We start from the raw sequence: 12601 nt of genomic DNA, 5'->3' as shown, positions 1-12601 counted from the left end.
GGTTGGTTGGCGGGTGTTGTTTGGCGCTGGGACGTCTGGCGTGGTCCTGGGGAAATGGGGGGCGGCGCCCGTGCGACGGGCTCGGACGCATGCAGGCGCCCGAGGCCTGCTGCGCAGGCTGCCCCGCCGCCCAACGCGCCGCCCCCCATTTCCCCAGGACCACGCCAGACTGCACCGGCACGGGGCGGACGGCCGCCTGTTCATGGCTGGCATATCGGGGTAGCCCGGAGACGCAAAAGCTCGCGCATCTTCTTATACTGGGCAACCGCATCCGAAAAAGCCGTCGCCCATGGATATACGCATTGCCAGCATTCCGCGCTTTCTTTACAGCCACTACTTCTTCGGCGGAGTGCGGCAAGGGGTGGGCATGCTGCTGCCCGTCATGGTGCTGGGGGGCCTGTTCGGGCAATACGGCTTCGGGCTGGTGGCCACATTCGGGGCGCAGTGCCTGGCCATCATCGACCAGCCCGGCGGGCCGCAACGGCACCGCACCAACGAAATGCTGGGCGGCGCCGTGCTGGCCACGGCCGCGGTCACCATTACCGGGGCCGCGTCCACCTACCCGTTGCTGCTATGGCTGGCGGTGATCGGCCAGTGCTTTCTGTTTTCGATGTTCTCGGTGTTCGGCAAGCGCGGCGGGCTGATCGGCTTTGCCGGCATGCTCATCATGACGCTGACCATGCATTCGCCGATGGCGCCCAGCCAGGTGCTGGCGCATTCCGCGGCCACGCTGGGCGGCGCCCTGTTCTACCTGGCGTTCAGCCTGGCCTTCAGCCGCATCTTCTGGCTGCGCGAAGAGCGCCAGGCCATGTCGGTGGCCCTGTTCGCCACTGCCGACTACATGGCCGCGCGCAGCCGCTTCTATGACGAGAACACCGACCTGGACGACATCTACCGCGCGTTGATCCAGTCGCAGTCGATCATGACGGAAAAGCACCAGGCCGCGCGCGACATCGTGCTGCGCAGCCTGCCGCGCGGCAGCGGCTACCGCGATGGCGAGCGGGTCATGCTGTGGAACATGTTCGTCGACATGCTGCAGCTGCTGGATACGCTGGTGGCCACCCACACCGACTACGCCGCGCTGCGGCGCGCGCTGGCCGGCCACGATTGCCTGATGTTCATGCGCGACGCGTTGACCAAGATGTCGCTGGAACTGAACAGCATCGCGCTGGATGTGTCGCGCGGACGGCCGGTGCAGTACCGCAGCAGCACCAAGGCCGAGCTGCGCGCCATCGAATACGAGGTCGAACAATTCAAGCACCACGGCATGGGCGAGAAAGAGCCCGAGATGCTGGCGCTGATTGTGCAGGTGCTGCGGCGCCTGCGCAACGCCTCGCGCATCGTCGGCAAGTTGGCCGACCACACGGCGGCCCGCCCCGACGCGCAGCCCACCAGCGTGCTGCGCATCAACAAGTCGCTGACCCAGTTCATGTCGCGCCAGGAGCTGCGGCTGGGCATGCTGACCAGCAACCTGCGGCTGGATTCGCCGTATTTCCGCTATGCCACGCGAGTGACCCTGGCGGCGGCCCTTGCCATGGGCCTGATCGCGCAGTGGGCGACGCCGCAGCTGTCGTCTGCGCACAGTTATTGGGTGCTGCTGACGATCATCATCATCATGAAGCCGGGCTTCGCCCTCACGCGCCAGCGCAACGGCTGGCGCCTGATGGGCACGCTGATCGGCTGCCTGCTGGCGCTGGCGCTGTTCCACGTGACCACGCGCCCCGAGGCGCTGTTCGCCGTGTTGCTGGCGGCCTGCATCATGGGCAACAGCCTGGTGCAGCTCAATTACATGGCCAGCGCCATCTTCAACACGCTGTTCGTGGTGATGGTGTTCCACTTCGTGGCGCCGGGCACGGTGTCGATGGAGGTTATCGGCGAGCGCGCCCTGGACACGGCGCTGGGCTGCGCGATTGCGCTGGTCTGCAGCTATGTGCTGCCGTGGTGGGAAGCGCGCTACATGAAGCCGCTGGCGCGCGCCGCCACCAATGCCAACCGCGCGTACCTGCGCACCGGACTGCAGTACGCCCGCGCCATGCAGGCCCATGCGTCCGGAGTCACGCCGCCCGAGGGCACGCCTACCGTGGAAGAAGCCGACATCGCCTGGCGGCTGGCGCGCAAGAACGTGCACATTGCGTTCAGCAATTTCGCGGAGGCGTTCTATCGCATGATGAGCGAGCCGCGCTCACACCAGATGAACGTGCCCGAGCTCAACAACCTGCTGATCCAGAACCACATCATGGCCTCGCAGATCACGGCAGCGGTGCCGATTCTGGCGAGCCTGAAGCAGTCGCCCGAACCCATGCGGCAGGCGCTGGCCGGCATCGTGGACATGCTCGACGACAGCCGCCCGGCGCCGCTTGATCTGCCCAGCCAGTTCGACACCGAGGGCGAACTGGCCGCCCTGGCCTACCCGCTGAAGCAGATGCTGCGGGCCTCGACGCAGATACGCCAGGAACTGGCCGCGGTGGCCGACCCGCCGCGTAGCCGGCCGACGGCGGTGCCGGCATGATGCGAGGGTGCTGGCAAGGGTCAGGCTTCGCAGGTGCCTGACCCTGCTGTGCGCGAGGGGTATCTCAGGGGTACAGTGTCCTGCGGGGGTCGGACACCTGGCAGGAGCCGTGCACCTGGAAACATCACGTGGCGCGCCGGCGTCCCGGCCAGAAATACCAGATGGCCGAGCCCGCCTGCAGCGCCAGCACCACGCCCCAGGCCGCCAGGTGCGCGGCAGGCGGGTACACCCCGCCCTGGCGCGGCCACAGGTCGACGATCCAGCCCATGCCCACCTGGCACAGGAAGATGGTCAGGAACATCAGCAGGTTGGTAGTCGAGGCGACCCGGCCCAGCAGTTCCGGCGGGAACTCCCCCGCCAGCAGCGCGTAGACCAGAATGTTGGCCGAGCCGAACGCGCCGTAGCAGATCCACAGCAGCGCGGGCGGAATGGGCGCGCGCATCATGATCAGCGCCTGCGTCAGCAGGAACAGCACCATGCAGGCGCCGCCGAACCCGTACAACCCCAGGCCCATGCGCTCCATGCGGCGGGCCATGGCGCCCAGGCCCACGTTGCCGCCCATCATGGCAAAGCCCAGCAGCGACACCAGGCCCGCGGCATGCGCGGCGTCCAGGCCGTTGACCTCGATAAGGTAGGGGCGCACCCACAGCGACTGCACGCCATAAAAAGCCCCGCCCGTCATGACGGGCAGCGACACCAGCCGCCAGTAGCGGGCGTCGCGCAGCAACGCGCAGGTGCCGCGCCATTGCTCAGCCAGCGTGGGCGTACTGCGGTGACGCGCGCCTTCGCGCGGCGCGCCGAACCAGATCAGCGCCGCGACGGTCAGCGTGAAAAACGCCAGCCCGATGCTGACCGACTGCCATGAACTGCGCTCCAGCAGCCACGACAGCGGCGAACCCACCAGCACGCCGCCCAGCCCGCCCACCGCCATGACCAGGCCGTTGACCATGGGCAGGCGCGCCAGCGGAAACGTCTGCGCCAGCGCCTGGAACGCTGCTCCGAGGCAAACACACACGCCCGCGCCGATAAGCAGGCGGCCCGCCATCAGGCCGGGCAGCGAATCCGACAGCCCATACACCAGGGTGCCCGCCGCCGCCAGCAGCAGCATCAGCGCATTGACGCGCCGGGGCCCCCAGGTATCCAGGAACAGCCCCGCGGGCAGCTGCATTAGCGCGAAGCCCAGAAAATACAGGCTGGTCAGGCTACCCAGGTCGGCCGCCGACAGGTTCAGCTCTTGAGTCAGGTACGGCCCGAAGCCGATGTTGACGCCCCGGAACAGGTACGAAACCAGATAGCCCAGCGAAAAAAACAGGAAGACGCGCAATCCGGCGGACATGGACGACCGCTTTATGCTTTGCGCCGGAACACCAGTTTGTCGGCGCTGGACGCCGACGCGTCGAAGGCATAGCCCTCGCTGTCGAACTTCTGCAGGCCTTCGGGCTTCGCGACCTTGTGCTCGATGGCATAGCGCGCCATCAGGCCGCGCGCCCGCTTGGCATGGAAGCTGATGACCTTCCACGCGCCGTTCTTCCAGTCCTGGAACACGCACTGCACGACGCGCGCCTTCAGTACTTTCAGGTCTACCGACTTGAAATACTCTTCCGAGGCCAGGTTCACCACAATGGGCGTCTTCTGCCCGGCCAGGCGTTCATTCAGGTAGTCGGCGATAGTGCTGCCCCAGAACTCGTACAGGTTCTTGCCCTTGGGCGTGGCCAGGCGCGTGCCCATTTCCAGGCGGTAGGGCTGCATGAGGTCGAGCGGGCGCAACACCCCGTACAGGCCGCTGAGAATCGCTACGTGCTCTTGCGCCCAGTCGAGCCGGGCCGGCGACAGCGAGCCGGCCTGCAGGCCTTCGTACACATCGCCGTTGAAGGCCAGCACGGCCTGGCGGGCGTTGTGCTGGGTGAACTTGCGCGACCAGGCGGCATAGCGCGCCACGTTGAGCTCGGCCAGGGCCGGGCTCAGGCTCATCAGCGCGGCCACGTCATCGGCCGAGAGGGTCTTCAGCACCTTGATCAGCGCGGCCGATTGCTCGACGAACAGCGGCTGCGTGTGGTGCTCGACATGGACCGGCGTGTCGTAATCCAGTTTCTTGGCGGGAGAAAGCAAGAACAGCATGTTCCGGGGTTCCTTGGTATTTTTCTTGACAGTGAAAAGCGCGCTTAGCGGGCCGTCCAGCCGCCATCCACCGAGATGCTAGTGCCGGTAACCTGCGCGGCGGCGTCCGAAGCCAGATAGACCGCCGTGCCACCCAGTTGCTCGGGCGTGACAAACTGCAGCGACGGCTGCTTTTCGCTAAGCAGTTTGCGGGCGGCGGCGTCCTGGTCTACGTGGTCTTTCTCGGCCAGCGCGGTAATCTGTTTTTCGACCAGCCCGGTGCGCACCCAGCCCGGGCAGATGGCGTTGGCGGTAATGCCGCTGCCGGCGGTTTCCAGGGCGGTGACTTTGGTCAGGCCCACCACGCCGTGCTTGGCGGCCACGTAGGCCGACTTGTTGGCCGAGCCCACCAGCCCGTGCGCCGAGGCGATGTTGATGATGCGCCCCCAGCCCTGCTTTTTCATGTGCGGCAGCGCGGCGGCGGTGCCGTGAAAGACGGCCGACAGGTTCAGCGCCAGGATGGCGTCCCATTTCTCGACCGGAAAATCCTCGATCAGCGCGGTGTGCTGGATGCCGGCGTTGTTCACCAGGATGTCGACGCGGCCGAGCGACTGCACGGTGTTGGCCACCAACTGACGCACAGCCTCGCCGCGCGACAGGTCGGCCCCGTCGTACAGCACTTTCACGCCATGCTGGCTGGCCAGCCCGGCGCGCAGTTTCTCGATCTCGGCCGCATCGCCGAACCCGTTCAGGACGATATCGGCGCCCTGCTGCGCAAAGGCGGTGGCGATACCCAGCCCGATGCCGCTGGTGGAACCGGTGACGATGGCGACTTTTCCTTTGAGCATGCGAATTCTCCTGTCTGGATCCGGGCCGAACCCGTGATGAAAGGCCGGCCCCAAGTGTAGCCGCCAGCCCGTTCGCCATCGGGCTAGGCCCCACCCCGGACGGGGGCATGGCCAGGGCAATGGCGGCCCGCTGGGCGATGGCCCCGCAGGCCTAGGCACGGAAGGATTTTTTCTGATATAGTCTCGCTCTTCGCTTTTTCGTGAAGCGAAGGTCCGGACGTCTGCCAGACGACCACGGCGCCTGGCGCCGCAGGCAGCGTCCCGCCGGGTGGCAACATCAGGCACGGAAAACGGACACCGGAGAGGTGGCAGAGTGGTCGAATGTACCTGACTCGAAATCAGGCGTACGGTAACCCCGTACCGTGGGTTCGAATCCCACCCTCTCCGCCAGTTGGCAGTACACAGGCATTCAGCCAAATACAGAAAACCCGCATCAGCTTAGGCGTTGCGGGTTTTTTTGTTGCCTGGCGCAGGCTGGCCGTTTCGCTGTCGTCAGGTACGGTACTGCCCCGGCCGACACAGCCAACGGCCGGCACAACGCGCGCCTTGCTACAGGCCGCCCGGACCAACCATGAATGGCGGCATCAACGAAAATCTCGCCTACAGAAGACGAGGCGATTTGACTGCAAAGCGTTCGAAAAGCCATCCGATAATCGGAATCGATGCGCCCAATACCACTGCCAGGAGAGACAGGATATAGAGAGGCACGTTGTTCCTGAATACCCAGGCCAAAGGAAAAGACAAAACGACACTCACCAGATTTGCGCACAGCATATACAGCCATGCCCACCATCCGCGCTTCCAGAACAGCCAATATCGGCTCACGCGCTTTTCGGTGGATTCGTTCATGTGTTTTTCAAGGAATTTGTTCATTTGCTGTATCAAAACAAGTGTGAGCATCCAGCAATTACAAGGCCGTGTGTGGCGTAATAATCGGCAGCTGAACACTCGTGACTTCGTTGGGTGATTCGATGCGGAATCTCAGTGTTTCGGTTTTCTCAGTGCTTAAGTTCTCTGCTGTATGTGTACCTCTCGTTTCTGAACGGATCGGGTGATCGAGCCTCGATTTCCGGAGGTTATCCGGGTGCGCTCATCCACAGCTGAGGAAAATTCTGAAAAAACAGACGATTGTTCTGATTGGCACCTGTGGGGTGGGCCGCCGGTATTCATGGCTAGCTGAGCCTGGCAACCGGGACATGACTACACTGTCGGGTTATGTCCCGTTCTGAACGCCTCTTCGAGCTTCTGCAAGCGCTGCGCCGCCATCGCCGGCCGGTCAGCGGCAAGGTGCTGGCGCAGGAAACCGGGGTGAGTATTCGTACGCTGTACCGGGATATCGCCAGCCTGCAGGCCCAGGGCGCCATGATCGAGGGCGAGCCGGGCGTGGGCTACGTGCTGAAACCCGGATTCCTGTTGCCGCCGCTGATGTTTCCGCCCGAAGAACTCGAAGCGCTGGTGTTGGGCTCGCGCTGGGTTGCCGAACGGGCCGACCACCAATTGCGCGACGCGGCCATTAGCGCGCTGGCGCGCATTGCCGCCGTGCTGCCGGCCGACCTGCGGGTCGAGCTGGATACGGCGGCATTGCTGGTGGGCCCTGGCGAACAAACGCCGCCCGAGCGTGTCGACTTGTCGGTCTTGCGCGCGGCGATACGCACCGAGCGCCGTCTGTCGATGATCTACCGGGACGCGGCCGGCGAAGTATCGCAACGGGTCATCTGGCCGTTCGCGCTGGCCTTCTTTGACCACGTGCGCGTGCTGGTGGGTTGGTGCGAACTGCGGCACGACTTCCGCCATTTCCGCACCGACCGGATCTCGCAGGCCGAAACGCTGCAAGACCGCTACCCGCGCCGGCGCCAGGCATTGCTGAAGCACTGGCGCGAAACACAAGGCATTCCCGAACGGGAGGTTTGATACTGCCAAAAATTGGCAGCATGTGCGAATAGAGTGCAGGTTCCTACACACGGAGACCCGCCATGATCGCCAGCAACAGTATTCTGCTTTATGTGGCCGATGCGCCGGCCAGCGCACGCTTTTATGCGCAACTGCTCGACCAGCAGCCGATGGAATCCAGCCCCACCTTTGCCCTGTTCATTCTGCCGACCGGGCTGGCGCTGGGCCTGTGGGGCAAGGCGGGCGCCGAGCCTCCGCCCACCGCCGCCGGCGGCGGCAGCGACCTGGGTTTCAGGGTCGAGGCGCCGGCGCTGGTTGATGCGCTGCACGCCGACTGGCAGGCCAAGGGCGCCACCATCGTGCAACCCCCTACCGATCTGGATTTCGGCCGAAGCTTCGTCGCGGCCGACCCCGACGGGCACCGGCTGCGGGTCTATACGGTGAACGGCGCCGCGTAGGGCGCGCCTGGCGCCCTACCCGCCTTCGGGGCCAATCTTCTGCAACAGGCCCATCAACAAGGGGCGGATGCCTTGCAGCTGTTCCAGGTGGGCGGTGGATAACGCGTCCAGGGTGCTTTCGGCGTGCGGCGTCAGGTGCAGCAGCGCGCGCCGGCCGTCGTCGGGATCGGCCCGGCGCGCCACCATGCCCATTTGCACCAGCCGGCTGACCAGTTCGGCCGCGCTGTGGGATTTGATGCACAGCCGGCCGGCCAGTTCGGTAACGGTCAGCGGGTCGCTGCTGGCCTTGATGGCCAGCAGGGCCTGGTGCTGCTGCGGCGCCAGGCCGCGGGCCTGCGCCTGAGCCTCGCCGTGCAGGGCGAAGCGGCGTAGTTCGTGGCGAAAGTCCGCCAGCACGGCGAAATCGGCCGGCTGCAGCGCACGGCCCTGGTTACGGGCCTGTGAAGAAGATAGCGTCAGTGCATTCATTACCCTGCCGATGGTACGCACGCGCCGCCGCCTGGTGGCATTACGGAATGATTAATTATTGGTAATGCTGCCTGGGTTGCCGGGGGTGCGGCCCCGGGCTGGGCTAGAATTTGCCGCTGTAGGCCAGGCCTTGCAGGAGATAATCATGTGGCGCTGCCTGATCGTCGAAGACGATGCCGACAACGCCCGTTATATCGCCAACGGGCTCAAAGAACTAGGCTACGACCCCGTCATCACCATGGACGGGCCGACTGCGCTGCAGCGGGCCACCACCGAGCACTGGGATGCCATCATTCTGGATCGCATGCTGCCCAACGACGTCGACGGACTGTCGATTTTGTGGTCGCTGCGCGCGCTGGGCCGCAAGACGCCGGTGCTGGTGCTCAGCGCGCTGACCGCGCTGGACGAGCGCGTGCGCGGCCTGAAGGCGGGCGGCGACGACTACTTGACCAAGCCGTTTGCCTTTCCCGAGCTTGCCGCGCGTGTCGAGGCGCTGATCCGGCGTTCATCGTCCGGTTACGAACGCCGCCAACTGACCGTGGCCGACCTGTCGCTGGACCTGGTCAGCGGCCAGGTCGCGCGGGGCGGCCGTGCCATTACGCTGCAGCCGCGCGAATACAAGCTGCTGGCCTACATGATGAACAATGCCGGCCAGGTGCTGACGCGCACCATGCTGCTGGCCACAGTGTGGGGCTATCACTACGACCCGCAGACCAACGTGATCGACGTGCACATCAGCCGGCTGCGCCAGAAGATCGACGGCCCGGGCGAAGCGCCGCTGATCCACACCGTGCGCGGCGTGGGCTACCGCCTGTCGGCGCAGGCCGACGCGGGCGGGCAGGCGCGCCCGTGATGAAGCGCCTGGCCCGCTGGCTGCGCGCCATCTGGAGTTCGGTGGCGTTTCGCCTGACGCTCAACTACAGCATCCTGGCCCTGTTGACGTCGCTGCTGTCGCTGTTCTTCGTGTATTACCAAAGCGTGAAGATCCTGGAATCGCAGTTCTCGCGCCAGGTGCAGATCACGTCGCAGCGCATGAACGCCCACTTCGAGCAGGGCGGACTGGCGGGGCTGGCCCGCGAGATATCGCTGGAAATGGCCGACCACGTCAACACCGACACGGAAATGTTCATGCTGCTGGACCCTGCCGGCCGCATGCTGGCGGGCAATATCGCCTGGGACCCTTCCGATGCGCCGCTGAACGGCAGCGGCGTGATGCGCTCGGTGCAATTACGCGGGCAACCCGTGCATGGCTATCTGGTGGCGCGCAAGCTGCGGGATGGCTCCACGCTGATCATCGGCCACGACCTGCGCGACCTTTACGATCTTACCGACCTGATCAAGAAAGTCAGCCTCGCCGCCACTGGCGTCATTGCGTTGCTGGTGCTGCTGGGCGCCGTGCTGTTCAGGCGGGTGCTGCAGCGCCGCGTCGAGGTCATCCGGCGCACGGCGGCGCAGATCGGCGCTGGCGAGCTGGGGCAGCGTATTCCGGCGCACCCCCGGCAAGATGAATTCGCGCTGCTGTCGAGCGACATCAACCGCATGCTGGACCGTATTGAATTGCTGATGCATGGCGTGCGCAATGTGTCGGACGCCGTGGCGCACCAGTTGCGCACGCCCCTGACGCGCATGCTGGTGCAACTGCGCACGATCGACTGGGCCCACGGTTCGCGCACTGACATCCGCGCGCGGGTGGACAGCCTGCAGGCCGAACTTGAAGACCTGGTCAAGGTATCGGAAAAACTGCTGCAGATCGCCGAGCTGGAATCGGGCACGCGGCGCAAGCATTTCGAGCCGCTGCGGCTGGACGTCATCGCGCGCGACGTGGCCGAACTGTACGAGGCCGTGGCGGAAGACCGGCAGGCGGTGCTGACGTTCGACTGCAGCGGCGCGGCGCCCATGGTGGGCGATCCCGATCTGCTGGCCGGCGCCATCGCCACGCTGGTGGACAACGCCTTGAAATATGCCGGCGACGCGGCGCGCATTCGCATTGAAACCGTGCAAACCGACCGGGAAACCCGCCTGACCGTGGCCGACAATGGCCCCGGCATACCGGCCGCGAAAATGGACCGTATCGGCGAACGCTTTTACCGCGCCCATCGCCATGTGCCAGGCTACGGCCTGGGACTGGCCACCGTGATGGCTATCGCCCGGCTGCATGGAGGCCGCCTGGAGCTGAGCAATGCCGAGCCCGGGCTGTGCGTGCGCCTGCACTTTCCCCGCGACCCGGCCCTGCCAGCGGCATAGCGGGCGCGCGTCCGCTACACCGCCCAGACAGCCAGCACGGCGCCCAGCACCGCGCAACCCGCCACCACCAGCCAGGGGGGCAGCTTCCAGATCGTCAGCGCAACCAGCGCCAGCAAGGCCAGGGCGAAGTCGGCCGGCTGCAGGATGGCGCTGGTCCAGACAGGTTGGTACAAGGCGGCCGCCAGCAAGCCCACCACGGCGGCATTGACGCCGGCCAGCACCGAGCGCGCGCCCGGCCCGCGCCGCAGGCCGTCCCAGAACGGCAGCGCCCCCGCCACCAGCAGGAACGAAGGCAGGAAGATCGCCGCCAGGCACAGCATGCCGCCCAGCCAGCCAGACGGCTCGCCCCGCAGCGAAGCGCCCAGGAAAGCAGCGAAGGTGAACAGCGGGCCTGGAACCGCCTGGGCCGCGCCGTAGCCGGCCAGGAATACATCGTTGTCGACCCATCCCGGCGGCACGACCTCGGCCTGCAGCAACGGCAGTACGACATGGCCGCCGCCGAACACCAGCGAGCCGGCGCGATAAAAGGCGTCGACCAGCGCCAGGGCATGGCTGGGGAACATGGCCGCCGCCAGCGGCAGGCCCGCCAGCAACGCCGCGAAGAGCAGCAGCCAGGCACCGCCGGCGCGGCGCCCGACAGGCATGGGCAGCGCCTGGTGCACGGCCGGGCCGGACGACGCCAGCCACAGGCGGCCGGCCACAGCGGCCGCCGCCAGGATGCCGATCTGCGTCCAGGCATAGGGCAGCAGGCTGGCGGCACACGCGGCGGCCACCATGATGCCGGCGCGCCGCGCGTCGGCGCACAGGCTGCGCGCCATATTCCAGACGGCTTGCGCGACCACCGCCACCGCGACGACTTTCAGGCCATGCAGCACGCCCGGCGCCAGTGCCTGGCCGAAGTGCGATATTCCCAGCGCGAACAGCACCAGCAACGCGGCCGAAGGCAGCGTAAAGCCGGCCCAGGCAGCCAGCGCGCCCAGGTAGCCGCCGCGCGACAGCCCCAGCGCCATGCCCACCTGGCTGCTGGCGGGGCCGGGCAGGAACTGGCACAGCGCCACCAGGTCGGCATAGGCGTGTTCGCTGAGCCAGCGCCGCCGCGCCACGAATTCGGCATGGAAATAGCCCAGGTGGGCAACCGGCCCGCCGAACGACGTCAGGCCCAGGCGCAGGAAGACCAGGAAGATCGTCCAGGGGTGCGCATCGCGCGTTGTGGAATCGGCCATGTGCATGCAGGTGCTTTGTGAGTTCGCCACGATGCTAACCGACGCGATATTACGGCCATCGCGCGGCGCCGCGCCAGCCGGATGCTACGATGCCCTGAATCGCCGGCATTTCATGAGGAGTTCGCGTGCTGCTCGAATATCTGAAGTATGTCGGACTGGGCCTGGTGGCGCTGCTGCCCGTGGCCAATCCGCTGACCAGCACCACCTTGCTGCTGGCCCTGAGCCGCGGCTATACCCCGCAAGAGCGCAACCACCAGATCGACCGCGCGGCGATCTACGTGGCGGCCATCATCCTGGTGTGCTTTTACGCCGGCAACGCCATCATGTCGGGCTTTGGCATATCGATTCCTGGCCTGCGCATTGCCGGCGGCCTGATCGTAGGGTATATCGGCTTCGGCATGTTGTTTCCCAGCCAGACGGAAGCCTCGGTGCAGCTCGACATGGCGCCCGACGAGCCCACCGTGCACGTGGCCACGCCCCACGGCCCGCAGCGCCCGAAACCACGCGACATCGCTTTTATTCCGCTGGCGTTGCCCGGCACGGCGGGGCCCGGCACCATCGCGCTGATCATCAGCAGCGCCTCGGCGCTGCACAGCCACGGCGGGCTGCAGCCGATTCACCACCTGGCGGTGGTTTCCGTGGCGATATTGCTGGCGCTGCTGTTCTGGATATGCCTGCGCAGCGCCGAACGGGTGGTGCACGTGCTGGGCGAATCGGGCATAGACGCGGTTTCGCGCATCATGGGATTCCTGCTGATCTGCATGGGAGTGCAGTTCTGCATCGATGGCATTTTCGAGTTAATGGGCAAGACCATGCCGGGCTGAGCCTGGCCACGGGCGCGGTTGGCGGCGCAGGCAAATTGCC

Annotated in this window: 12 protein-coding genes and 1 tRNA gene; 7 read left to right on the top strand and 6 right to left on the bottom strand. The window is 66.1% G+C overall.

Translation table 11 applies throughout. From position 1 onward, the window contains the following. Nucleotides 1-289: 289 nt before the first annotated feature. The gene (locus tag BPET_RS08135) at nt 290-2509 is read left to right on the top strand and encodes an FUSC family protein (protein WP_012248526.1); all 2220 of its coding nucleotides are present in this window, start codon (nt 290-292) and stop codon (nt 2507-2509) included. Between the two features lie 124 nt (nt 2510-2633). On the opposite strand, the gene BPET_RS08130 is transcribed toward BPET_RS08135, so the two are convergent. Genes BPET_RS08130 through BPET_RS08120 form a run of 3 tightly spaced genes read right to left on the bottom strand, consistent with a single transcriptional unit; the run spans nt 2634 to nt 5454 of the window. After that, a complete protein-coding gene (locus BPET_RS08130) occupies nt 2634-3845 on the bottom strand; it encodes an MFS transporter (protein WP_012248525.1) in 1212 nt (403 codons plus the stop codon). An 11-nt stretch (nt 3846-3856) separates the two neighbouring features. Next, entirely contained in the window at nt 3857-4627 is a 771-nt protein-coding gene (yaaA, locus tag BPET_RS08125; protein ID WP_012248524.1) for a peroxide stress protein YaaA, read from the bottom strand. A 44-nt stretch (nt 4628-4671) separates the two neighbouring features. Further along, nucleotides 4672-5454, bottom strand: a complete 783-nt coding sequence (locus BPET_RS08120) for a 3-hydroxybutyrate dehydrogenase (protein WP_012248523.1) — start codon at nt 5452-5454, stop codon at nt 4672-4674. Between the two features lie 299 nt (nt 5455-5753). Between BPET_RS08120 and BPET_RS08115 the strand changes: the two genes are divergently transcribed. After that, nucleotides 5754-5844, top strand: a tRNA-Ser gene (locus BPET_RS08115). 210 nt (nt 5845-6054) lie between these two features. Here BPET_RS08115 and BPET_RS08110 read toward each other — a convergent pair. Next, the gene (locus BPET_RS08110; protein WP_151208947.1) at nt 6055-6303 is read right to left on the bottom strand and encodes a hypothetical protein; all 249 of its coding nucleotides are present in this window, start codon (nt 6301-6303) and stop codon (nt 6055-6057) included. A 366-nt stretch (nt 6304-6669) separates the two neighbouring features. On the opposite strand from BPET_RS08110, the gene BPET_RS08105 reads away from it, so the two are divergent. Beyond that, on the top strand, nt 6670-7365 hold the full coding sequence (locus tag BPET_RS08105) for a helix-turn-helix transcriptional regulator (protein ID WP_012248522.1): 696 nt from the start codon (nt 6670-6672) through the stop codon (nt 7363-7365). 62 nt (nt 7366-7427) lie between these two features. After that, nucleotides 7428-7802: a VOC family protein gene (locus BPET_RS08100; protein WP_012248521.1), complete on the top strand. Its 375-nt coding sequence runs from the start codon at nt 7428-7430 to the stop codon at nt 7800-7802. A gap of 15 nt (nt 7803-7817) precedes the next feature. Here the strand turns inward: BPET_RS08100 and BPET_RS08095 are convergent, their stop codons facing one another. Continuing rightward, nucleotides 7818-8270 carry a MarR family winged helix-turn-helix transcriptional regulator gene (locus BPET_RS08095; RefSeq protein WP_012248520.1) on the bottom strand — a complete coding sequence of 151 codons (453 nt, stop codon included), beginning with the start codon at nt 8268-8270 and terminating at the stop codon, nt 7818-7820. 145 nt (nt 8271-8415) lie between these two features. Here BPET_RS08095 and BPET_RS08090 point away from each other — a divergent pair, with 145 nt between their 5' ends. Together BPET_RS08090 and BPET_RS08085 are read left to right on the top strand one after the other, a co-directional pair. Then, nucleotides 8416-9123 carry a response regulator transcription factor gene (locus tag BPET_RS08090; RefSeq protein ID WP_012248519.1) on the top strand — a complete coding sequence of 236 codons (708 nt, stop codon included), beginning with the start codon at nt 8416-8418 and terminating at the stop codon, nt 9121-9123. Continuing rightward, on the top strand, nt 9123-10514 hold the full coding sequence (locus BPET_RS08085) for a HAMP domain-containing sensor histidine kinase (RefSeq protein WP_041862802.1): 1392 nt from the start codon (nt 9123-9125) through the stop codon (nt 10512-10514). Before BPET_RS08090 ends, BPET_RS08085 begins: the two co-directional genes overlap by 1 nt. Before the next feature lie 14 nt (nt 10515-10528). Here the strand turns inward: BPET_RS08085 and chrA are convergent, their stop codons facing one another. Beyond that, nucleotides 10529-11743 carry a chromate efflux transporter gene (gene chrA, locus BPET_RS08080; RefSeq protein WP_012248517.1) on the bottom strand — a complete coding sequence of 405 codons (1215 nt, stop codon included), beginning with the start codon at nt 11741-11743 and terminating at the stop codon, nt 10529-10531. A 119-nt stretch (nt 11744-11862) separates the two neighbouring features. On the opposite strand from chrA, the gene BPET_RS08075 reads away from it, so the two are divergent. Next, nucleotides 11863-12561: a MarC family NAAT transporter gene (locus tag BPET_RS08075; protein ID WP_012248516.1), complete on the top strand. Its 699-nt coding sequence runs from the start codon at nt 11863-11865 to the stop codon at nt 12559-12561. The last annotated feature ends 40 nt before the right edge of the window (nt 12562-12601 follow it).

The organism is Bordetella petrii (genome assembly GCF_000067205.1).
In the GTDB taxonomy this organism is placed as follows: domain Bacteria; phylum Pseudomonadota; class Gammaproteobacteria; order Burkholderiales; family Burkholderiaceae_B; genus Bordetella_A; species Bordetella_A petrii.
This window is presented reverse-complemented; position numbering and strand designations above follow the sequence as displayed.